A 21,890-nucleotide genomic window follows, 5' to 3' on the forward strand; every position below is an offset into this window, starting at 1 on the left:
TTGAGCTTGGTGATTTTCTGGCCCATGGTTTTCACGATGCGCCAGCCGCCGAACATGGTGCCGAAGCCGATGGCGATGTAGCAGACGATCACCACCCAGATGGGCAAGTGCTCGGTGGTGGCCATCATCCAGGTCGGCAAACCCTGCACCTGGCTGGTGGTGGCGGCAATCAACAGCAGCCAGATGATGCCGGCCGTTTTCTGCGCGTCATTGCCGCCATGGCCCAGGCTGTAGGCGCCCGCCGAAACCAGTTGAAGGCGGCGAAACCACCGGTCGGCCCGCGACGGCGTTGACCGGCGAAACAGCCACGCCACCAGCACCATCATCAGGGAGCCCAGGACGAAACCCAGCAGTGGCGAGACAAAGATGAAAGCGACGACCTTGAACACGCCCGAGGCGACCAGCGCGCTCGCGCCGGCCTTGGCGATCACCGCCCCCACGATGCCGCCGATCAGCGCATGCGATGAACTGCTCGGAATGCCGTAGTACCAGGTCACGATGTTCCAGGTGATGGCACCTGCAAGCGCACCGAACACCACATGCGTATCCACCACGCCCGGCATCACGATGCCCTTGCCGATGGTCGCCGCCACGCTCAAGTGAAAGATGAAGTAAGCCAGGAAATTGAAGAAGGCGGCGAACAGAACCGCCTGCCCCGGCTTGAGCACGCCGGTCGAAACCACCGTGGCAATCGAGTTGGCCGCGTCATGAAAGCCATTCATGAAGTCGAAGGCAATCGCGAGAAATACCAGCAGGAACACCACCCACAGGGAGGCCTGTACGGTTTGCATACTTATCTCAATGAGTTGGCTAGGGAAGCTAACGCGCCGGGCCGCACCGCAGGGCCGCCCCAAGCAAGGCCAGCCCCCTCGGGGGGCAGCGAACTACGCGAAGCGAGGAGCGCGGGGGCTGCCATCTTCAGGAGTTCTCGAGGACGATGCCCTCGATCAGATTGGCCACGTCTTCACACTTGTCGGTGATAGTTTCCAGGAGCTCGTACACAGCCTTGAGTTTGATGACTTCACGCACATCGGGCTCTTCGCGAAACAGCCGGCTCATGGCCGAACGCATCACACGGTCGGCATCGGACTCGAGCTTGTCGATTTCCTCGCAGGTCTTGAGCGCGGCTTCTGCCGTTGCGGGGTCACTGACTTTCGCAATCAGTGCAACGGCCTCCTGCAGGCGTTCGCAGCATTTGACGCTCAGGTCGGTCAGCCGCACGATGTCGTCTGTCATGTGGCGCACGTCGTACAGCGCCATGGTTTCCGCCGAATCCTGAATCAGGTCGGCAACGTCGTCCATGGTGTTGATGAGCTTGTGGATCTGCTCGCGATCGATCGGCGTGATGAAGGTCTTGTGCAGCGCACGGTTCACGTCGTGCGTGATGCGGTCGGCGGCGCGCTCGGCATGGTCAACTTCGCGGTTGAATGCCTCGCGCTTTTCCACATCGCTGTAGTTGGCCACCAGCTTCGAAAAAGCCTGCGCAGCCTCCACGATGCGCGCGGCATGCTGGTTGAACATCTCGAAAAAATTGCCTTCGCGCGGCAGCAATTTGCCAAACAGCATGTCAGTTCCTCAGGAAGTAAGTCAAAAATATGACGAAAGTGTAACGCCCCCACGGTCGCGCACTGCGTGTCGCTCCCGAGGCCTTGCAGGCCGCGGCTCGCGAGACGCTTCGCCTCTGTCGCCCGTCCACGCCTGCGCAGGCAGGCTTGGAGCCGCCGGGCTCCAGCCCCTCGGGGGCCGCTGCGCCTGCGGTCTGGCGAAGCCAGTCCCGCGGCCCCTGCTCGACTAAAGAACGGCCAAATCAGGCGGAGCGGAAGATGAAGTAGACCGCGCCGACCATGCACAGCGCGGCCCAGAGGTAGTCGAGTTTCAGCGGCTCGTTCAGATAGAACACCGCGAAAGGTACGAACACAGTCAGCGTAATCACCTCCTGCATGATCTTGAGCTGGCCCACGCTGAACTGGGTGAAACCGATGCGGTTGCCGGGTACCTGCAGCAGGTATTCGAACAGCGCTATGCCCCAGCTGATAAGTGCGGCGACATACCAGGGTGACGTTGCCAGGTTTTTCAGGTGCCCGTACCAGGCAAAGGTCATGAAAATGTTGGACAGCAGCAGCAAGCCGATGGTTTGCGCCGAGACCGGCAACGATTGAAAAAACTGCATCAGGTCACCTTTTCTTGACTCAGGCAAAACGCCCGACCAGCAACAGCACCACGGTCAGCGTCACCAGCGCCAGCGCCGTCGACACCACCACGCTGGCGGTGATCAGGTCTTCCGCCACCTTGTAGCGCTGGGAAAACAAAAACACATTGGCGCCGATGGGCAGCGCCGAGGCCACCACCATCACCGCCATCGGCACGCCACCCACACCCAGCAGACGGCACAGGCCAAACACCAGCAACGGGTGCAGCAGGTTTTTGACACTTGCCAGCGCCAGGGCCTGGCGCCAGTGTTCACCGACACGCGTGTTCGCCAGCGTCACGCCCACCAGCACCAGCGCCATCGGGCCAAAAGCATTGGCCAGCAGTTCCAGCGGTTTGTCGATCACCACAGGAATCGTGAGGCCCGTCTGTGCAAACAGCAAGCCGGCCATGATGGGCAACGGCACCGGATGCAGCAACGCGTTTTTCACCGCCATCAACACTGTGGCCACCGGGTGACGCGGTGCGTTGGTGACTTCGTCGGTCGTACCCAGCTTTTGCTCATGCGCTACCGCCAGCTCCAGCACCACCGTGGCGCTGGTCAACAGCACCAGCGAGTGCACCGACACCAGCGTGAACAGTGTCACCAGGCCCTCGGGTCCGTACATCAGCCCGATCAGTGCGATGCCGATCATGACAGTGTTCGAAAAAGTATTGGCCAGCGCCAGCACAGCCGCGCGGCGGTTAAAGCCCTGCAGCAGCAAGGTGCCGCCAAACAAAATGATCACGGCCAGAAAATAGGCAAGGACCGGTTTGAAATCCAGCTGCTCAACACGCACCTTGCTCATGGTGCGAAACAGCAGCGCCGGTGTAAGCAGCAGGAAGATCAGGTTTGAAAGGTCTTTTATCGCGCCAGGCCTTATCCACTGTGCGCGGCCAGCTACGAAACCTGTAGCAATCAACAACACGACGGGAAGCAGGGACACGAAGACAAGCTGATTCATCACGCAATCTTAGCGTGCGGAGTCGACCTTGGAATACCCCCAGCCACTGCGCCAGCAACAGCGTTGCCACCAGCACCCACGCCAACGCGGCCACCGGAATTTTGTGGGAAAGCGCAAGGCCAGCTTCATCCCGCCAGGCCCGCGGCGCCGCGCCTTTCACTTGACACCGGTGGCGTCCGTGATGCGGTAGTAAAGCCCGTAGGAGTCATCGTTGAGGACGAGAAAACGGCCCTCCACCACCACCGGCTCCATGCTGTATTTCACCGGTGTTTTGGTCTTGACCTCGACCATACTCTCGGGCCCGCCCGGCAGACAGAAGGCGCAGGTCAGCGGCACCGACGACAGCAAAAAGTGTTTTTGCTTTTCGCCCGGGTCCAGCGGCATCATGAAGCCCTGGATGCGCTGCGTCTTCTGGTTCAGCGCCATCTGCTCCAGGTTAAACACCGGAAGAATCCGGTTCTTGTCGTTTTTGGTTTTCACCGCCGTCAGCACCGACCAAGGCACCACATCGCTGCGCGCCGACAGCGGCGGAAACGGGCTGTTGGCACCGTGCACGCCCGCGCCCTGCCCGACCGGCACGTCAAACGCCGGCCCTGCCGCGACCGGTTTTCCACCGCTCGCCAGCGGCGAAGACAGCGTTTGTGCCGACAGGCCGGCAGCAGTCAGCAGCGAGCCGCAGGCCAATGCCCACTTCAGGCCATGAAGGCTTTGCGTGCGAACGCGAAAAGAGGCTGTCATGCAATGCTCCAGAAAAAACGGTCAGGCCACGTCAGCGGATGTCTCAGTAAAGGTCAGTGGACGTGCTTCATGCCGCAGTATTTGCCGACGGCCAGGCCTTTGCAAGCGGCCTGCAGCTCTTTTTCACAGACTTCATCTTTTTTGCCTGCCTCCAGGCATTTGGCGGCGTTTTCATGGGCGGCTGCCATGGCGCGGTGGCGCTGGATGTCTTCCTTGGTTTCCTTGTCGCTGTGCTGCGCATGAGCCATGGAAAAAGTCGCGCTCAGGGCTACCGCCGCAAACGCTGCAGCCACAGGAGACAGGGTGAGAAATTTTTTGATGGAAGAGAGTTTTGTCATAAAAAAATTACCTTGATTGGAGAAGTTCAAACACACTGACCCGGTAGGCTTCCCAGGCGGGCAGCAACGCAGACACCAGCGCCACACCCAAAGCCAGCACCGGCACACTGACCAGCTCGACCGGCCACGACAGCGCACCGATCAGGACAGCTTTTTCAAGCTGCAGCGCCCAGGCCAGCAATGCCGTCAGGCCCTGACCCACCAGCACACCCAGCACGGTAGCCAACAGCGCCAGCCACAGCGCCTCACACAGCAGCAGGCCGGCCACCCGGGCGGGCGGTGCACCCAGCATGCGCAGCAAGGCCAGGTCGGCGCGGCGCTCGCGCACGGCGCCCCACAGCGCGATGAAAACACTGAGGCCCGCGGTCAGCAGCAGCACGCCGGCCAGCGCGCGCAACACATCAGTGCCCACGCCCACCATGCTCAAGAGGCGGGTGATTTCCAGCGCCGGCGCAGCGGCCTGCATCTCGGTGCTGCTGTTGATGTAGCGCGGAAAAGTCACGGCCGCCAGCGGCGACTTGTACTGGATCAGCGCCAGCGTCACCTCGCGCTCCTCTTCCAGCACCTTGCGGTCGTCGTCATCCAGCGCGGTGTCGGTCTCATGCACCTGCCAGACGGATTCGGTTGCGGTCAGTACCAGGCGGTCCAGCACGGTGTGGCTTGCGGCCAGGATGCCCGACACCACATACGGACTCAGCTTGTGCTCTTCGCCGCCGCCGCCCAGGCCGTGCGTGCCGGTAAAACTGTCACCTACTTTCAGGCCGCTTTGCTGCGCCACCTGCACGCCAATGACGGCCTGCATGGGTTTGGCCCACAGCGCACCCTGTGCCAGCTGCGCGTCGTAATGCCGGATGTATTCAGGCGTCGTGCCCACAATGCGAAAGCCCCTGAAGCTGTCGCCCAGGCTGATTGGAATGACTTTGGCAACCTGGGGGTTTGTCTCCAGTGCCTTCACCGCGGCCAAGGGCACATTGCCCGTCGGCACATCGAGGTGAAACACGCCCGACAGGATCAATTGCATCGGGCTGCCCTTGGCGCCCACCACCACGTCGATGCCGGCCAGGTCGCGGTCAAAGGCCTGGCTGATCTGGTGGCTGACGAGCAACACGAAGGTGATGGACGCCAGCCCCAGGCTGAGCAGCAGGAGATTGAGCGCTGCAGCCAGCGGCCGCGACCACAGGTAGCGCCACGAAAATGCGACGGTGTTCAATGCTATTGTTTTCATAGCTGCTTGCGCTGGACCAATAAGGACTGGAGGCCTTTTTTATCTTTAAAAAAGGCGTGTACACGCGCATCGTGCGTGGCAATCACCAGCGTGGCGCCCTGCTGCTGCGCCGCGGCGCGCAACAAGGCCAGCGACGCCGCCGCTGCGTCGTCGTCCAGGCTGGCTGTGGGTTCATCGGCCAGGATCACGCAGGGCTTCAGCAGCACCGCGCGCGCCAGCGCCACACGCTGCCCCTGCCCGCCCGACAGTTGAGACGGTTTGCGATCAGCCAAGGCCTGCACATCCAGCGCGGCCAGCGCTTCAGCAATGCGGGCGTCATCGTCCGGCTGGCCGGCGGCCCACTGCGCCATGGCCAGGTTGCCGTGCACCGTCAGCGCAGCGCTCAAGTGAAGTTTTTGCGGCAGAAAGCCGATGGTTTTGGCACGCCACGCGTCACTGGCGCGCCCGCCCAGCGCCTTCAGCGATTGGCCGGCCACCGTGATGTCGCCCTCACCGGGCGCCAGCAAACCCGCCGCCAGCGCCAGCCAGGTGGATTTGCCCGAGCCCGACGCGCCGCGCAGCAGCAACGTGCCGCCCTGCGCCACCTCCACGTCCGCAAAACGCAGCTCGGGTCCGTTGGCGTAGCGGTAAGCCAGCTGGCGCGTGCTGATCATGCAGAGGCCGCGCCGGTCGCGCAGTCGGCGCACACGCCGCGCACGGCAAAGTCCATGCTCATGCCCTGGTAGCCCAAAGCTTTCAACGCTGCCAGCGCCGTCTGCGCAGCGCGCTCCAGGTCTTTGGCGCTGGCCTTGAGCGCGCCAGACGATGCCTTACCCGACAGCGCGCCCGCCAGCGGGCTGTCGCGGTGGCAGCTCTGGCATTCAAAGTGGGGGATGGCGTGCACGCTGCTCGGCATGGCCTGGTAGCGGCGCACACGGTTGGCGTCCACGCGGCACAGCAGCAAACCGACCTGCGTGAGGCGGTCGATCAGGCGGTAAAGCGTCACACGGTCCAGCGTGACGCCTTCACCGGCGTCACCGTCGCTGCCCAACGCAGCCTGAAGCTGCGCATGCGTGTAGCTGGTGTCAGGGTGGGCCAGCAACCAGCCCAGCACCAGGCGCGCGGCGCTGGTGCGGCGCAGGCCGTGGGCCGACAACAGCGCATCAATCGGATCAGTCGCCGCGGTAATGCCGGAATCCGCTTTGGCGCGCCGAATGGGTTGGACAGATGCCATGGAATAAAACCGTTCGAAAAGGTTTGGCCAGAAAAGAAATGCCGGCAAATTTTGCAGCATCCCCACAATAACGCAACAATGTTGCATTAAACTATAAAGCAATCGAGTTGCATTATTACCGCAACTCAATGGCTTTTTCGGCCTTTCGGCTCATCCTGTTTGTAAAGACGATTTCCTTGCCAGCCTCACACCCTCCCTCCCTTACACCCGGCTCACGCCGCCACAGCCTGCTCGCCTGGCCCGCCTGGCAGCGCGTGCTCGCGGTGGTGCCGACCGTGGCCTTGCTCTGGCTGGCAGTTGCCTGGGCTTCAGCGGAAATCGCGCCATGGTGACGCTGCACAACCTCACGGTCAGCTACCGGCGGCACCCGGCGCTGCACCACGTCAGCGGTCACTTCGCGGCGGGCTCGCTGACCGCAGTGGTCGGTCCCAACGGCGCGGGCAAAAGCACGCTGTGCAAAAGCATCATGGGTTTGCTGCCCCACTCGGGCGGCACCATCACGACCGCGATTCCCCGCACCCGCGTTGCCTACCTGCCGCAGCTGGCCGAACTGGACCGCGGGTTCCCGATGGACGTGCGCGATGCCGTGCTGCTGGGCTGCTGGCCTTCGCAGGGTGCGTGGGGCGGCGTCAGCAATGGCCAATGGTCCGCCGTCGGCGAGGCCCTGCACGCCGTCGGCCTGGAAGGGTTTGCCACACGGCCTGTTAGCACACTGTCCAGCGGCCAGTTTCAGCGCATGCTGTTTGCCCGCCTGCTGGTGCAGGACGCCCGCCTGATCCTGCTGGACGAACCCTTTACCGCGATAGACAGCAAGACCACCGCCGCGCTGCTGGCCTTGATCCACGAGTGGCATGCCCAGGGGCGCACCGTGATTGCCGTGCTGCACGACGACGCCCAGGTGCGTGCGCACTTTCCGCACACGCTGCTGCTGGCACGCGAAGCCGTCGCCTGGGGTCCGACCGCACAGGTCATGACCGAACACCATCTGGCAAGAGCCCGTGTGATGGCTGAGGCATGGGACGACACTGCGGAGACCTGCCGCATCGACGGCACATCCGCCACGCCCGCAGCACTACAGCTAGCCCCGCGGCAAAAGGCCGCCGCATGATGGACGCTGCGGTGCAGGCCTTTCACGGCGCGTGGGCTTTGCTTTTTGCGCCGTTCGCCGACTACGCCTTCATGCGCCGCGCGCTGGTGGCCACGCTGGCGTTGTCGCTCAGCGCCGCGCCCCTGGGTGTTTTTCTGACCTTGCGGCGCATGAGCCTGCTGGGTGACGCGCTCAGCCACGCCATCCTGCCCGGCGTCGCCATCGGCTTCATGCTGTGCGGCCTGTCACTCACCGCCATGGCCGCGGGCGGTGTCATTGCCGGCATGCTGGTGGCAGCGCTGGCCGGCTTCATCAGCCGCGCCACCGCACTGAAAGAAGACGCCAGCCTGGCTGCTATTTACCTCGTGGCGCTGGCCCTCGGCGTCACGCTCATTTCCGGCCACGGCACGCAACTCGACCTGCTGCATATCCTGTTCGGCAGCGCGCTCGGCGTCGACACGCCCGGGCTGCTGCTCGTGGCCGGTGTAGCCAGCATCAGCCTTGTCGCACTGGCGGCCGCCTACCGCGGCCTGGTGCTGGAGAGTTTTGACCCGCTGTTCCTCAACGCCACCGGCCGCAGTGCTTCGTTCAAGTGGGCCTGGCAGCAGGGCTTTTTGATGCTGGTGGTCATCAACCTCGTGGCCGGCTTTCAGACCCTGGGCACGCTCATGGCCGTTGGCCTGATGATGCTGCCGGCAGTGTCGGCGCGCCTGTGGCACGACACCCTGCCCGCGCAGCTTGCCAATGCCGGCGCGCAGGCCATGCTGGCCGGCTACACCGGGCTGCTGCTGTCTTACCACCTCGATACGCCTTCGGGGCCGACCATCATCGGCTGCGCCGGAGTGCTGTATGCGGCCTCGCTGCTGTTGGCGCCGGGCGGCTGGCTGCCGCGCGTCTTCACGCGCGGGCATCGCGTGGCGTGACCTCCTGTCTTTTCCATTTTCTTTCTCATTTTCTTTATCCACTCAGGAGCTTTCCATGAACCACTTCGCCCGCGCACTGCTGAGACCCCTGATCGGCGCCGCGCTGCTCGTCGCCGGCACCGCCGCCGTGGCTGCCGACCAGATTCCCGTCGTCGCCAGCTTCAGCATCCTGGGCGACCTCGTCCGCGTCGTCGGCGGCGACGGCGTGGCCGTCACCAGCCTGGTCGGCCCCGACGAAGACGCGCATGTGTTCGAACCCAAACCGGCGGACGCCAGAAGCCTGGTGCATGGCCGGTTGCTGGTCACCAACGGCCTGGGGTTTGAGCCCTGGGCACAGAAACTGGTCAAGTCCACGGGCTACAAGGGCCAGGCAGTCGTGGCCTCGCAAGGCGTCAAGGCGCGCACCATGCCCGGTGAAAAAGGCCAAAAAGAAACCGACCCGCACGCCTGGCAAGACCCGGGGAACGTCGTGCTGTATGTCCGCAACATCGCCGCGGCCCTGGCCCGGCTCGACCCCGCGGGCGCTGCCACTTACCAGGGCAACAGCGAAGCCTATGTGAAGGAATTGCAGGCACTGGACACATGGGCCCAAGAGCAACTCAGCGCCATCCCGGCGGCCAAACGCAAGGTCATCACGTCCCACGATGCCTTCGGGTATTTCGGCAAACGCTACCAGGTCAGTTTTCTTGCCCCGCAAGGAATTTCCACCGAAGCCGAACCCAGCGCAAAAGAAGTCGCCCAACTGATCCGGCAGATCCAGCGCGAAAAAATCAAGGCCGTGTTTTTTGAAAACATGAGCAGCCCCAAGCTGCTGGCCCAGTTAGCCAAGGACGCCGGTGTAACGCCCGGCCCTGCGCTGTATGTCGATGCGCTGTCAAAAGCCGATGGGCCGGCCGGCAGCTATCTTCAGCTGATGCGGCATAACGTGATGCAGCTGGTGGCCGGGATCAGGCAGAACTGAGGTACCAGGTCATGCCGTCGCAATCGGAAGGACGGCGTCTCACTTAGCGCCGCGAAATGCGGACAGCACCACGCGCGCCACCGTCCCGATCAGAACCTGTACGAAAAGCCAAGATCCCAGAACAAGCCCCAGTGCACCCCCTTGGATGTCGCAGGCCATGCCCTCGTGCATATAGTTCGCCGATGCCGCGTGCGCCACGTAGGCGCAGAACTCGCCCTGCGGGTTGTGCTGAAGAGCCGCATAGCTGGCAAACAAGGCCAGCGGCAGCGCGACCAAAAGCGGAATAAGCACCCACGACAAAATGCGGCGAATAGCGTCACTCATGGCACAGGCCCGTTCATGTCATCGTCTTTAGCATTCGATGACAGAAAGGGCGCGGCGTCGGGCCCAAAGAATTTCACTGTGGTTTTTCAAGCGCTCTCTCTTCCATTTTTTGAGCAAACGCTTCACACTGCGCCGCCAGTTTTTGCCACGACCCCGGATTTGTCCTGATAGCTTCTCCCCGTTTGAACGCGGTAGCCACATTGCGCGACTTCATGGGCCGTGGTGACACAAAGTTTTTCGAAACGACAGGAGGGTTCTGCGGATCACAGTTGTCAACCGGCTCGCCACCGTAATACATACAGCCTCGCAATACCAAGGCCCCGTCAACGCGTGTGGCGCGCCCGGACGACGAGTACATCTGGCCCCACTCTTTGTTCACCTGGTAGCTGGAACCGTCTCGCTCGACGGAGTACAGGCTGTACGGAGTGCGTCCGATCTCCGGGATACACGTGAGCCACATTCCCTCCATCGATTCGGCCCCGAAAGAGCTCAGACCATGGCCGGCCAGGACAAGAAGTGCAAGGATATTTCGCATCGGTGTCGGTGGATTAGACGGCAAATTAGCCCACGCTCGGGCTAGTCGCCGTACGGTTCATGGCTTCTGGGCGCATCAGGCAACTGTTCGTCAAGAGACTGACGGTAGTGAATACAGCCGCGAATGAACTGCGGCCAGTCGGGCACGACGGGTAGCGGGTCTGTTTTTTGCGGCAGCAGCGCCCACAGCGCCGGGTGGTGCCAACACAGCTCGTGGCCGGTACTGTCGCGATGCTCGCGAATGCCCTGGCGGAGCTTTTTCACTTCATCGACGAGTTGCTCACGTGACAAGCCTTCAAGGTCTGCGTCCATGGTGCCTCCGTAGTGAACTTGAGATGTTCAGGGTATGTTCAGAGTGTGCGAACGCATCATCATAGGCACGCCAGACCAGGCCTGTTAGCGGAAACATCCGTCGCCTCATCAGCGGTAAACCAAACCCGACAGCAGCCACGCCAGACGCCTGCGCACCTGTGGCAAACGGGAGACCACTGACATCACGATGTTTCGCAGCGCACGCAACCCGGGCCTAACCGTGGCCAGCCGCGTCAAGCGGTCAGCCAGGGCGACGATCTGGTGAGCCACCGGTTTCCGCTCTGCGGCGTAGGCATCAAGCGAGGTCGTGCTGCCGGCCAGTGCCTGCTCCAGTGCATTCGCGAGGCTGATGGCGTCAAGAATCCCGGCGTTCATGCCCTGGCCACCGGCCGGGCTGTGCACATGGGCAGCGTCGCCTGCCAGCAGGATACGGCCGGCGCGGTAGCTTTCGGCCACGCGATGGTGCACGCGGAAGCGGGAACTCCACACCACCTCCTGCACCAGGGCTCGTTCGCGTTGCGGCCCGCGTGCGTCAAGGAGCGCCTGCACATAAGCGGCATCGGCTTGCTCCGGGGCGTCATTGACCGTCGCAACCACGCGGTGCACACCACCCGGCAGCGGGGCCAGCACCACCATGCCGGCAGGCGAAAAATACAGGATCACCTCGTCGCTGGGCACGCCGCCGCTCAAGCGCACATCAGCCAGCACAAACGATTCACCGTAGCTGCCGCCGTTGAACGCGATGCCCGCGCTCTCGCGCACAGCGCTGTGCATGCCGTCGGCCCCCACAACAAAACGCGCACGCACGCGACTGCCGTCGTCCAGCGTGGCTGTGGCGCCTGATTCGTCTTGTACAAGGGCGGCCAATGTGCGCGGTCGCAGCATCTGCCCGTCCAGCTCCACCAGGCGCTGCAGCAACACACTCTCAGTGACGGCTTGAGAGACCATCAGCGTGTACGGGTACTTCGTGGGCAGCTGGCTAAAACCGATGGGCATCAGCACCCGGTCGCGGTCGCGGATGGTGAACTGCCGGGCCTGTATGCCGCGCGCAACCAGACGTTCGGTGACGCCCAACGGCTCCAGCACTTCCAGCGTGCGGGCGTGAACGACCGCCGCGCGCGAGGTGTTAGCGCCTTCAGCCTGCCGGTCGATAACAGAGGTGCGCACGCCGCGCGCCAGTAGTGATGCGGCCAGCGTGAGGCCGGTGGGGCCGGCGCCGACGATCAGGACGTCGGTGTCGAAACCCGCGGGTGAGGCAGAAGAATCAGGATGGCTAGAGGGAAAGGTCATGGTTTGCTCCAAAAAAGTCAACAAGTGTTGGTCAACAACTGTTGGCAATCATAATCCGCCTCGTCGAACTTGTCAACACGTGTTGACTTATACTTGTTGACATGGCCGAAACACCCCCCGAATCCCCTCTATCCCCTCTATCCCCTCTATCCCCTCTATCCCCTCTATCCCCTCCGCCCCGCCGCTCCGACGCCACCAAATCCGCCATCCTGGCGGCCGCTCGCGAGCAGTTCGCCGCCAGTGGTTACCAGGCGGCGACCATCCGTGCGATTGCGGCGGCGGCCGAGATCGACCCTGCCATGGTCATGCGCTACTTCGGCAACAAGGAGAAGTTGTTTGCGGCAGCCGCCGAGTTCGATTTGCGCCTGCCAGACTTGAGCGAGATGCCGCGCAAAGACGTGGGCGCCGCGCTGGTAGAGCATTTCCTCAATCGCTGGGAAGAAGACGAAACCCTGATGGCCCTGCTGCGCACTGCCGTCACCAACGAAGCGGCCGCCGCGCGCCTGCAGGAAATTTTTGCCACCCAAATGGCCCCGTTGATTGCCAAGCTGTGCGGCGAACCGCGCCCGGCAGCCGCTGCGCGCGCAGGATTGATCGCCTCGCAGATCCTGGGATTGGCCCTGTGCCGCTATGTACTCAAGTTGCCGCCTGTGGTCGGGCTAAAACGCGCAGAGATCGTGCGCCGTGTCGGCCCTACCGTCCAGGCCTATCTTTATGACAGTTGAGTCCAGTTGACTGTGCACTTTCCCGCTATCGCATCGGGCTTCCACCTGCGCGGCATCGGCCAGTTGCCAATACACCGCTCGTCATAGGGGCCGCAGCCCCGTAAGGCGCGTCAACCCCCTACAAACCGCTGTATAACCAAGTCATACCAGCCATCAACGTCACCACCGACAACGGTGCATGCCTATGACCTCCAATCATTCCGCCAACCCAACCCATCTGCGCAGCCACATCTTCCATGGCCTCGCCCCCGGCCCGCGCCTGCTGGTCACCGGCGCTGTGCACGGCAACGAAACCTGCGGCACGCGGGCCATCACGCAGCTGCTTGAAGAAATCGACAAGGGCCAGCTCAGCATCGAGCGCGGCACGGTCACTTTTGTGCCAATCACCAACCCACTGGCCTACCAGCGCAAGCAGCGCATGGGTGATCGCAACCTGAACCGCAACATGGCGCCCAGCGCGATTCCGCAGGATTTTGAGGACCGCATCGCCAATGTGCTGTGCCCGCTGCTGGATGCGCATGATGTGCTGCTGGACCTGCATTCATTTCACACTGGCGGTGCGCCGTTTGTGATGATCGGCCCGCAGAACAACACCGGGGCGCTGGAGCCTTTCAGCCACGCCGCTGAAGAAATGCAGCTGGCGCTGCACACCGGGCCGCACCGCATCGTGGAAGGCTGGCTGGACACCTATGCGCGTGGCGTGCAGCGGCGTGTGGCCGCTGCCGCAAATGGCGGCGGCACGCGTGCGCAGTCATTGGTGACGGACACCAATTACGGCGTGGGAACAACGGAATACATGCGCTCACGCGGCGGCTACGGCGTGACGCTAGAGTGCGGGCAGCATGACGACCCGCAGGCGGTGCAGGTGGCGCGGCATGCCATTTTGCAAACGCTGGGCCTGCTGGGGTTGATAGCGCAGAAACCGTCGCCGGAGCCGATGGAGCGCGAGATCCTGCGGCTGGTTGACGTGGTGGACCGCGAACATGCGGGCGATACCTTCGCGCGCGAGTGGCGCAGCTTTGACGCGGTGAAAGCCGGCGAGGCGATTGGCACGCGGGATGGCGGCGCAGCGATTGACGCACCGGCCGATGGCTTCATCGTGTTCCCGAACCCGCGCGGCGAAGTCGGCCAAGAATGGTTTTACTTCGCGCAGCGGCGGGTTTAGGCGTTCAAGGGTTCAGGTCAGACCGGGCGTGGCACAGTGTTGCTATATTTTTAATAGCTGCTTGCGCTCATCCCTGTTGGCTTACAGGCCGATTTCATCGATAAATAGCGGGATTCCCGCATCAAACCGGGCTAAAACCCGTTGGAAACACCTGAAAAAGACCCTTCCAGGCAGCCCCAGCCGCTCGAAAACACGTTTTTTCAGCATAAAAACCGGCTGCAACCCAACAGGGACGAGCGCGAGCAGCTATCTATTTGATAGCGATCGCGCTGAACCCGCTCAGTCCTTCACGCGTGACGCAAACGTCTTGCGGAATTTGTCGACCTTGGGGCCGACCACGAAGGCGCAGTAACCCTGGTTGGGGTTGTTTTCGAAGTAGTCCTGGTGGTAGGTCTCTGCTGGCCAGTAGTTTTCGAGCGGCAGCACTTCGGTGACGATGGGTTTGCCAAAGGTCTTGTCCTGACTGACCTGGCGGATGAAGTCGTCGATCTCGGCCTTTTGTTCGGGCGTGGCGTAATAAATACCGCTGCGGTATTGCGTGCCGGCGTCGTTGCCCTGGCGGTTCAGGCTGGTCGGGTCATGGATCACGAAAAAAATTTCGAGGATTTCCGTGAGCGTGATGGCGACCGGGTCGTAGGTGAGCTTGACGACTTCGTTGCTGCCGGTGCGGCCGCTGCAGACCTCTTCATAGCTGGGCCGCGCGGCCTGGCCGTTGCTGTAGCCGGATTCGACGTCGGTGACGCCGCGCACCTTGACGTACACCGCCTCGGTGCACCAGAAGCAGCCGCCGCCGAGCGTGATGGTTTGGGTGGAAGAAGACATGAAAACTCCGCTGAAATCCGTTGGTCGTACGGGGAGCGGCAATCTTACGCCGCAGCGTTTGGCGCCTGGCCGGGGGAGCGGATTGCCCTTGCGGCGGACCGGCTCAATCGCGCCGGCGCGGGCCTTTGGTGACGTGCTGGACGCCGACTGCGCGGCGCATGAGCCGCAGCAGGCCCAGCGCGACAACGGCGCCGCCAACGGCCAAGCCTAGCGAGCCCATGCTGAAAACCGTGTCGGTGGTCTTGCCGCCGCTGAGCATGGATGCGACAAAGTCGCCGCCGATATAGGCGCCGAACACGCCGACGCCCAGGTTCTCAAGAACGAGCATTTTTTCGCGGGTGTTCGCAAGAAGGCAGGCGAGCCCACCGAGGACAACACCCACCACACACCAGATATACGGGTTGATGCCGTTCTCCTGAAGACTATGAACTGCCCCATGGTGGCAGCTTTATGCCCCCAGCAGTGGACATACTTTTACCAAGGTCTTTCGCGGGGGCGCCGGGCCAGAACCTTCAGGGCTTTGAGGCCGGCGCAATCGCGCGCACCGCTTTGACAAACGCCGCCAGCGCCTGGTGGTCGCGGGCGGTTTTCCAGAGGCAATACGTTTCATAGGGCATGGTGTCGACGTCCAGCGGGACAAACGCCGCGCCTGCCATGGCCGACTGCTTGAGCGCCGCCGGCACCAGCGCCACGCCCATGCCTTGCGCCACCAGCGACACCACGCTCAGCCAATGGCGCAGCTCATAGCGGATTTCCGGGTAAAAGCCGGCTTCGGCGCAAACGGCCAGGATGCGGTCGTGATAGTCGGGCGAGACCGCACGCGACACCACGGCAAAGGGTTCGCCCTGCAATTGCCTGAGCGACACCGAACGCTTGCGCGCCAGCGCATGGCCGGCCGGCAGGCAACACACGAAAGCCTGGCTGGACACCAGCACCTGCGAGAGCTCGGGCGGCACGCGCGTGGTGTGCACAAATCCCAGGTCGAGCCGGTCATGCGCCAGCTCGATCAGCTGTTCGCTGGAGCTGAGCTCTTTCAGGGTCAGCCGCAGCAGGGGATGGCCGGCCTGGAAGCGCTCGAGGATGCGGGGCAAGCCGCTGTAAAGCATGGTGCCCGAGAAGCCAATGGCCAGGCTGCCGGCCATGCCCTGCCCCACATCGCGTGCGTGGCCGGCTGCCTGTGCGGCCTGGTCAATCAGCGCGCGGGCGGCCGGCACAAACGCCCTGCCGGCGGCCGTCAGCGCGACCTGCTTGCTGCTGCGGGTGAACAGCTTCGCGCCGACAGAGGCCTCCAGCTGCTGGATGTTGAGCGACAGCGGCGGCTGGGAAATCGACAGGCGCCGGGCGGCGCGGCCGAAGTGCAGCTCTTCGGCCAGGACGAGGAAATACCGGAGGTGGCGAAATTCCATGAATATGTTTTTTATATCGTTGAATAGTTATTTGATATTAGACAACTATTCATGCCTGTCCAACAATGTTGTGTGCTCCGGGCCCAACACAGGCCCGCATGGCGTCATTAACCCGCGCCCCTACACTCGCTAACCAAGCCCCACGCAAGCCCCCAAGGAGACAGACCATGAAAACCACCTTCAACTGGCAAGACCCGTTTTTCCTGATGGAACAACTGAGCGAAGAAGAACGCGCCATCGTCGACGCCGCCCACACCTTTTGCCAGGAAAAACTGCAGCCGCGCGTGTTGATGGCCGCCCGCCACGAAAAATTCGACCGCGAGATCATGAATGAAGCCGGCGCCATGGGCTTTCTGGGGTCAACCATTGAAGGTTATGGCTGCGCGGGCCTGAGCTATGTGGCCTACGGCCTGATCGCCCGCGAAGTCGAGCGCGTCGACAGCGGCTACCGCAGCGCGATCAGCGTGCAAAGCTCACTCGTCATGCACCCGATCAACGCCTACGGCAGCGAAGCGCAAAAGCAAAAATACCTGCCCAAGCTGGCCACCGGCGAATGGGTGGGCTGCTTTGGCCTGACCGAGCCGAATCACGGATCTGACCCGGCCAGCATGCTGACGCGCGCCAAGCCCGTGGACGGTGGTTTCATCGTCAAGGGCGCCAAGATGTGGATCACCAACAGCCCGATCGCCGACGTGTTTGTCGTCTGGGCCAAGCTGGAAGACCCGGACGGCAAGGTCGGCGGCCAGGAAAGCATTCGCGGCTTTGTGCTCGAAAAAGGTATGAAGGGCCTCAGCGCGCCCAAGATCGAAGGCAAGATGAGCTTGCGCGCCTCGATCACCGGCGAGATCGTGATGGACGACGTGTTTGTCCCTGAGGCCAATCTGTTGCCCAACGTGAGCGGCCTCAAGGGCCCGTTCGGTTGCCTGAACAAAGCGCGCTACGGCATCGCCTGGGGCGCTTTGGGCGCCGCCGAAGACTGCTGGTTCCGCGCCCGCCAATACACCATGGACCGCCAGCAGTTCGGCCGCCCGCTGGCGCAAAACCAGCTCATTCAAAAGAAGCTGGCCGACATGCAAACCGAAATCACGCTGGGCCTGCAAGGTTGCCTGCGTGTGGGCCGGCTGATGGACGAAGACAAGGCGGTGCCCGAGATGATTTCGCTGATCAAGCGCAACTCCTGCGGCAAGTCGCTGGACATCGCCCGCCTGGCGCGCGACATGCACGGCGGCAACGGCATCCACGACGAATACCACGTCATCCGCCACATGATCAACCTGGAAACCGTCAACACCTATGAAGGCACGCACGATGTGCACGCGCTGATCCTGGGCCGCGCACAAACTGGCTTGCAAGCCTTTTATTGATGGGGTTTTGGCCTGCAGGCCAATAAGAACGCGCGCAAGCAGCTATATTTTTCATAGCAACATATAACGCACATGGGATTCGGCGCGCTCAAGCCCGCACTGGCCAGCCTGGGGCTGCCGCCCGTTTCGCTGTTGATGCTGTTGCTGGGGCCCGTGCTGGCCTGGCGCAGAAAGCAAGCCGGGCTGGCGCTGGCCATAGGCCGGTTCACGCCTGTTTAGCGAGCTGCCCCACAGACGCCAGAGGTCAGTGAACACGAACAGGCACCTTGCGGCTTTACCGCGGGTTTACCGTTCTGAACCCTTCAGGCTCCCCGCCCCCGGTGTAGCCTACGCGGTTTGGGTTGACGGTCGGAAAGTAAGCAGATATATTACTAACCAGTCAGTCAGTAACTATGTCACTTTCCAAACTCTTTTGCGACAAAACCTCTGCGGTCGCCGCCAAGCGCGAGCGCCGCAAGGAAGCACGCCCCGGCGAACTGCTGGACGCGGCGCTTGACCTCTTTGTAGAAAAAGGCTTTGCCGCCACCCGCGCCGAAGAAGTGGCTGCGCGCGCCGGTGTGTCCAAGGGCACGCTGTTCCTTTACTTCCAGAGCAAGGAAGAGCTGTTCAAGGCCGTGGTGCGCGAGAACATCTCGGGCCGCTTTACCGAATGGCGCGCCGAACTGGACGTGTTCGAGGGCACCACCCCTGAACTGCTGGCCTACTGCATGACCAGTTGGTGGGAGCGCGTGGGCGCGACACGCGCCTCGGGCATCACCAAGCTGATGATGAGCGAAGCCAAGAACTTCCCCGACATCGCCGCTTTCTATCAGCAGGAAGTCATCCAGCCGGGGCAAGCACTCATCCGCTGCATCCTGCAGCGCGGCATGGACCGCGGTGAATTCCGCTCACTGGACCTGGACTATGCGGTCTATTCCGTGGTTGCGCCCATGATTTTCCTGATCCTGTCCAAGCATTCCGCTGGTGTGTGCCTGAGCGAAAACATCCTTCTCGACCCGAAAAAATACCTCGCCTTCCAGGTGGAAACCATCCTGAACGGCATCAGTGCCCCGGCCGCCACGGCTGTACGGCAACCGGTGAAAGCCCAGGCATGAAACGCTGGGTCAAATGGGCTGTCGCCCTGGTCATCATGCTGCTCATCGTGGGCGGGGTGCTGCGCGCGCTGTCTGCCCGCAAGGCCCAGCAACAGGCGCTCGCCGCCAGCACCGCCGTCAAGGACATGGGACAAGTTGAGCTGGCCGCCACCGATGTGGTCAAAGCCCAGACGCGCGAGGTGGTTCAGGGGCTTCCGGTGTCGGGCTCACTCAAGGCCGTGAACTCCGCCGTCATCAAGGCGCGCGTAGCCGGCGAACTGCAGGGGCTCACGGTCCGCGAAGGCGATGTGGTCAAGGCCGGCCAGGTGATTGCACGCATCGACGCCACGGAATACCAGTCACGCGTGCGCCAGGCCCGCGAACAGGCCGAGTCGGCCAAAGCGCAGGTGGATGTGGTGCAGCGCCAGTACGACAACAACAAGGCGCTGGTCGACCAGGGTTTTATCTCCAAGACCGCGCTCGACACCTCGCTGGCCAACCTGAACGCGGCGAAATCCACCTACAGGGCTGCCATCGCCGCCACCGAGGTCGCCGCCAAATCGGTGGACGACACCATCCTGAAAGCGCCCATCTCCGGCCAGGTGTCGCAGCGCCTGGCGCAACCCGGTGAACGCGTCGGCATCGACACCAAGATCGTCGAAATCGTGGACCTGAGCCGGCTCGAGCTGGAAGCCACCCTGAGCGCCACCGACTCCATGGAGGTGCGCGTGGGCCAGACCGCGCAGTTGCAGATTGAAGGCAGCCGGCAGCCCGTCACGGCCAGGGTGGTGCGCATCAATCCCACGGCACAGGCCGGTAGCCGCAGCGTGCTGGCTTACCTCAGCATCGACAACCCGGGTGCAGCAGGCGACGCCAGCGCGCCGCCCCTGCGCCAGGGACTGTTTGCCCAGGGCACGCTGGGCACGGCCAGCGCTTCGCTGCTGTCAGTGCCGGTCAGCGCCGTGCGCACCGACAAGCCCGCGCCCTATGTGCAGGCCGTTGAAAACGATGTGGTGGTGCACAAGAGCGTCGAACTCGGCGCGCGTGGCAACGCCGGCAAAGACAGCGTGGTCGCCGTCAAAGGCCTGGCCGATGGCGCGCTGGTCATTCGCGGTGAAATTGGTGCATTGCGTGAGGGCACCAAGGTGCGCTTCACGCAACTTCCGGCTGCAGCGCAAGCGGCCAGTGCACCTGCCAAACCGGCGCCCTGAGGACTCACGCGCATGTGGTTCACGCAGGTCAGCCTCAAGAATCCCGTGTTCGCCACCATGGTCATGCTGGCCATCGTGGTGCTGGGGCTGTTCTCATACCAGCGCATGCAGGTCGACCAGTTCCCCAATATCGACTTTCCGGTGGTCGTCATCACCGCCGAATACCCCGGCGCATCGCCCGAGATCGTTGAAAGCGAAGTCACCAAGAAAATTGAAGAAGGCGTGAATTCGATCGCCGGCATCAACGCGCTTACATCGCGCAGCTACGAAGGCCAGTCGGTCGTCATCATGGAGTTCCAGCTCTACGTGGACGGGCGCCGTGCCGCCGAAGATGTACGCGAAAAAATCGCCGCCATCCGCCCAAATTTTCGCGACGAAGTCAAAGAACCGCGCGTGCTGCGCTTCGACCCGGCGAGTCGGGCCATCTGGTCAGTCGCTGTGCTTCCGGACGCCACCAAGGGCAGCGCTGCCATGTCAGCCGTGGAGCTGACCAATTGGTCTGATCAGGTGTTGAAAAAACGCCTGGAGAACGTGCGCGGCGCGGGCTCGGTCACGCTGGTGGGCGGCACCAAGCGCGAGATCAATGTCTACCTGAACCCGCAGGCCATGGAGTCGCTGGGCATCACGGCCGACCAGGTGGTCAACGCCGTGCGCAATGAAAACCAGGACTTGCCGGTGGGCGCCATCCGTTCGCTGCAACAGGAGCGCGTGGTCAAGATCGATGCGCGCATGAAGCGGCCCGAAGATTTCGGAAAAATCATCGTGGCGCGCAAGGGCGCCTCGCCGATCACGGTGGACCAGGTGGCACGCATTGCCGACGGTGCGCAGGAAATCGACAGCCTGGCGCTGTTCAACGGCCAGCGCACGCTGCTGCTCTCAGTGCAAAAAGCCCAGGACGAAAACACCATTGCCGTGGTCGACGGGTTGAACCAGGCCATCAAGGACATCCAGCCGCAATTGCCGCCCGGCGCACGGCTGGAGCTGATCACCGACGGTTCGCGGCCGATTCGCGTGGCCGTTGAAAACGTGCGCCGTACGCTGATAGAAGGCGCACTGCTGACGGTTCTGATTGTTTTCCTGTTCCTGAACTCCTGGCGCTCCACGGTGATCACCGGGCTGACGCTCCCGATCTCCATCATCGGTACTTTCCTGTTCATGAACCTGTTCGGCTTCACGATCAACATGATCACGCTGATGGCGCTGTCGCTGTGCGTGGGCCTGCTGATCGATGACGCCATCGTGGTGCGCGAAAACATCGTGCGGCATGTGCAGATGGGCAAGGCGCCCTATCAGGCCTCGCTCGACGGCACGCAGGAGATCGGCCTGGCTGTGCTGGCCACCACGTTCTCGATCGTGGCGGTGTTCCTGCCGATTGGCTTCATGGGCGGCATCATCGGCAAGTTCTTCCACGAGTTCGGCGTGACCATCGTGGCGGCAGTGCTGATCTCGATGTTCGTGAGCTTCACGCTGGACCCGATGCTCTCCAGTATCTGGCACGACCCTTCCATAGAAGCGCATCCTTCGACAGGCTCAGGACATGCCGGAAAAGTGCCCGTTACCTTCTACGACAAGACCATAGGCCGCGTGACCGGTCTGTTCGACCGCGCCACCGATTCGCTGAGCAACAGCTACCAGGGAATCCTGCGCTGGTCGCTGGGTCACAAGCTGGCCACGCTGGCCCTGGCGGTGGTGATTTTTATTACCAGCATTTTTATGGTGCCGCTGCTGGGTACCGAGTTTGTGCCCAAGGCCGACTTCTCGGAAACCTCGCTCAACTTCTATACGCCGGTGGGCTCCTCGCTGGAAACCACCGAAGCCAAGGCGCGGCAGGTGGAAGCCATCATCCGCGAATTCCCCGAAGTGAAATACACGCTGGCCACGCTGAATACGGGCAACGCCCAGGGCAAGATGTACGCCAGCATTTATGTGCGCCTGGTCGATCGCAAGGCGCGGGTGCGCAGCGTCGACGACATGTCGGGCGTGCTGCGCGAGCGGCTCAAACAGGTACCCGGCATCACCGTGACGCA

The 21,890-nt window shown here is 62.7% G+C and carries 27 protein-coding genes; 11 read left to right on the forward strand and 16 right to left on the reverse strand.

Annotation, left to right across the window (positions count from 1 at the left end; translation table 11 throughout):
- The 9 genes from ABI546_RS17760 to ABI546_RS17800 form a co-directional block, all read right to left on the reverse strand.
- Positions 1–791: inorganic phosphate transporter (locus ABI546_RS17760; RefSeq protein ID WP_348048664.1), on the reverse strand; the 791-nt coding region annotated here is incomplete at its 3' end.
- Positions 792–918: 127 nt separating this feature from the next.
- Positions 919–1,566 carry a DUF47 domain-containing protein gene (locus ABI546_RS17765; RefSeq protein WP_348048666.1) on the reverse strand — a complete coding sequence of 216 codons (648 nt, stop codon included), beginning with the start codon at positions 1,564–1,566 and terminating at the stop codon, positions 919–921.
- 241 nt (positions 1,567–1,807) lie between these two features.
- Entirely contained in the window at positions 1,808–2,170 is a 363-nt protein-coding gene (locus ABI546_RS17770) for a DMT family protein (RefSeq protein ID WP_348048668.1), read from the reverse strand.
- Positions 2,171–2,189: 19 nt separating this feature from the next.
- Positions 2,190–3,152 carry an AEC family transporter gene (locus ABI546_RS17775; RefSeq protein WP_348048670.1) on the reverse strand — a complete coding sequence of 321 codons (963 nt, stop codon included), beginning with the start codon at positions 3,150–3,152 and terminating at the stop codon, positions 2,190–2,192.
- A 156-nt stretch (positions 3,153–3,308) separates the two neighbouring features.
- Positions 3,309–3,890: a DUF3299 domain-containing protein gene (locus ABI546_RS17780; protein ID WP_348048672.1), complete on the reverse strand. Its 582-nt coding sequence runs from the start codon at positions 3,888–3,890 to the stop codon at positions 3,309–3,311.
- Between the two features lie 53 nt (positions 3,891–3,943).
- Positions 3,944–4,228 carry a hypothetical protein gene (locus ABI546_RS17785; protein WP_348048673.1) on the reverse strand — a complete coding sequence of 95 codons (285 nt, stop codon included), beginning with the start codon at positions 4,226–4,228 and terminating at the stop codon, positions 3,944–3,946.
- A 7-nt stretch (positions 4,229–4,235) separates the two neighbouring features.
- The gene (locus ABI546_RS17790) at positions 4,236–5,438 is read right to left on the reverse strand and encodes an FtsX-like permease family protein (RefSeq protein WP_348048712.1); all 1,203 of its coding nucleotides are present in this window, start codon (positions 5,436–5,438) and stop codon (positions 4,236–4,238) included.
- An 11-nt stretch (positions 5,439–5,449) separates the two neighbouring features.
- A complete protein-coding gene (locus tag ABI546_RS17795; protein WP_348048674.1) occupies positions 5,450–6,106 on the reverse strand; it encodes an ATP-binding cassette domain-containing protein in 657 nt (218 codons plus the stop codon).
- Positions 6,103–6,666 carry a Fur family transcriptional regulator gene (locus ABI546_RS17800; protein ID WP_348048675.1) on the reverse strand — a complete coding sequence of 188 codons (564 nt, stop codon included), beginning with the start codon at positions 6,664–6,666 and terminating at the stop codon, positions 6,103–6,105. Before ABI546_RS17800 ends, ABI546_RS17795 begins: the two co-directional genes overlap by 4 nt.
- Positions 6,667–6,842: 176 nt before the next feature.
- On the opposite strand from ABI546_RS17800, the gene ABI546_RS17805 reads away from it, so the two are divergent.
- Genes ABI546_RS17805 through ABI546_RS17820 form a run of 4 tightly spaced genes read left to right on the forward strand, consistent with a single transcriptional unit; the run spans position 6,843 to position 9,637 of the window.
- Positions 6,843–6,998 carry a hypothetical protein gene (locus tag ABI546_RS17805; RefSeq protein WP_348048677.1) on the forward strand — a complete coding sequence of 52 codons (156 nt, stop codon included), beginning with the start codon at positions 6,843–6,845 and terminating at the stop codon, positions 6,996–6,998.
- Positions 6,992–7,774 (forward strand): ABC transporter ATP-binding protein, encoded by a 783-nt coding sequence (locus ABI546_RS17810; protein ID WP_348048678.1) that lies wholly within the window; start codon positions 6,992–6,994, stop codon positions 7,772–7,774. Before ABI546_RS17805 ends, ABI546_RS17810 begins: the two co-directional genes overlap by 7 nt.
- Positions 7,771–8,676: a metal ABC transporter permease gene (locus ABI546_RS17815; RefSeq protein WP_348048680.1), complete on the forward strand. Its 906-nt coding sequence runs from the start codon at positions 7,771–7,773 to the stop codon at positions 8,674–8,676. Before ABI546_RS17810 ends, ABI546_RS17815 begins: the two co-directional genes overlap by 4 nt.
- Positions 8,677–8,731: 55 nt before the next feature.
- Complete coding sequence (locus ABI546_RS17820; protein WP_348048682.1) at positions 8,732–9,637, forward strand: metal ABC transporter substrate-binding protein; 906 nt, start codon at positions 8,732–8,734, stop codon at positions 9,635–9,637.
- 39 nt (positions 9,638–9,676) lie between these two features.
- On the opposite strand, the gene ABI546_RS17825 is transcribed toward ABI546_RS17820, so the two are convergent.
- The 4 genes from ABI546_RS17825 to ABI546_RS17840 form a co-directional block, all read right to left on the reverse strand.
- Positions 9,677–9,961 (reverse strand): hypothetical protein, encoded by a 285-nt coding sequence (locus ABI546_RS17825; protein ID WP_348048684.1) that lies wholly within the window; start codon positions 9,959–9,961, stop codon positions 9,677–9,679.
- A gap of 73 nt (positions 9,962–10,034) precedes the next feature.
- A complete protein-coding gene (locus ABI546_RS17830; RefSeq protein ID WP_348048686.1) occupies positions 10,035–10,496 on the reverse strand; it encodes a hypothetical protein in 462 nt (153 codons plus the stop codon).
- Positions 10,497–10,537: 41 nt separating this feature from the next.
- The gene (locus ABI546_RS17835; protein WP_348048688.1) at positions 10,538–10,807 is read right to left on the reverse strand and encodes a hypothetical protein; all 270 of its coding nucleotides are present in this window, start codon (positions 10,805–10,807) and stop codon (positions 10,538–10,540) included.
- Positions 10,808–10,915: 108 nt separating this feature from the next.
- Positions 10,916–12,097, reverse strand: coding sequence for an FAD-dependent oxidoreductase (locus tag ABI546_RS17840; RefSeq protein WP_348048690.1), 1,182 nt, complete (start codon positions 12,095–12,097; stop codon positions 10,916–10,918).
- 101 nt (positions 12,098–12,198) lie between these two features.
- On the opposite strand from ABI546_RS17840, the gene ABI546_RS17845 reads away from it, so the two are divergent.
- Together ABI546_RS17845 and ABI546_RS17850 are read left to right on the forward strand one after the other, a co-directional pair.
- Positions 12,199–12,822, forward strand: a complete 624-nt coding sequence (locus tag ABI546_RS17845; protein WP_348048692.1) for a TetR family transcriptional regulator — start codon at positions 12,199–12,201, stop codon at positions 12,820–12,822.
- Positions 12,823–13,006: 184 nt separating this feature from the next.
- Positions 13,007–13,987: a succinylglutamate desuccinylase/aspartoacylase family protein gene (locus ABI546_RS17850; protein ID WP_348048694.1), complete on the forward strand. Its 981-nt coding sequence runs from the start codon at positions 13,007–13,009 to the stop codon at positions 13,985–13,987.
- Between the two features lie 279 nt (positions 13,988–14,266).
- On the opposite strand, the gene msrA is transcribed toward ABI546_RS17850, so the two are convergent.
- From msrA to ABI546_RS17865, 3 genes are all read right to left on the reverse strand, one after another.
- Entirely contained in the window at positions 14,267–14,809 is a 543-nt protein-coding gene (msrA, locus tag ABI546_RS17855; RefSeq protein ID WP_348048696.1) for a peptide-methionine (S)-S-oxide reductase MsrA, read from the reverse strand.
- A gap of 103 nt (positions 14,810–14,912) precedes the next feature.
- Positions 14,913–15,137: a hypothetical protein gene (locus tag ABI546_RS17860; RefSeq protein ID WP_348048698.1), complete on the reverse strand. Its 225-nt coding sequence runs from the start codon at positions 15,135–15,137 to the stop codon at positions 14,913–14,915.
- A gap of 184 nt (positions 15,138–15,321) precedes the next feature.
- A complete protein-coding gene (locus tag ABI546_RS17865; protein ID WP_348048700.1) occupies positions 15,322–16,215 on the reverse strand; it encodes a LysR substrate-binding domain-containing protein in 894 nt (297 codons plus the stop codon).
- A gap of 167 nt (positions 16,216–16,382) precedes the next feature.
- On the opposite strand from ABI546_RS17865, the gene ABI546_RS17870 reads away from it, so the two are divergent.
- From ABI546_RS17870 to ABI546_RS17890, 5 genes are all read left to right on the forward strand, one after another.
- Positions 16,383–17,579, forward strand: a complete 1,197-nt coding sequence (locus ABI546_RS17870; protein ID WP_348048702.1) for an acyl-CoA dehydrogenase — start codon at positions 16,383–16,385, stop codon at positions 17,577–17,579.
- Positions 17,580–17,651: 72 nt separating this feature from the next.
- Positions 17,652–17,798, forward strand: coding sequence for a hypothetical protein (locus ABI546_RS17875; protein WP_348048704.1), 147 nt, complete (start codon positions 17,652–17,654; stop codon positions 17,796–17,798).
- 173 nt (positions 17,799–17,971) lie between these two features.
- On the forward strand, positions 17,972–18,673 hold the full coding sequence (locus tag ABI546_RS17880; protein ID WP_348048706.1) for a TetR/AcrR family transcriptional regulator: 702 nt from the start codon (positions 17,972–17,974) through the stop codon (positions 18,671–18,673).
- Complete coding sequence (locus ABI546_RS17885; protein ID WP_348048708.1) at positions 18,670–19,863, forward strand: efflux RND transporter periplasmic adaptor subunit; 1,194 nt, start codon at positions 18,670–18,672, stop codon at positions 19,861–19,863. The genes ABI546_RS17880 and ABI546_RS17885 overlap by 4 nt, the downstream gene beginning before the upstream one ends.
- A gap of 12 nt (positions 19,864–19,875) precedes the next feature.
- A partial coding sequence (locus ABI546_RS17890; RefSeq protein ID WP_348048710.1) for an efflux RND transporter permease subunit occupies positions 19,876–21,890 on the forward strand: 2,015 nt, incomplete at its 3' end.

The organism is Polaromonas sp. (assembly GCF_039932935.1).
Lineage (GTDB): Bacteria > Pseudomonadota > Gammaproteobacteria > Burkholderiales > Burkholderiaceae_C > Polaromonas.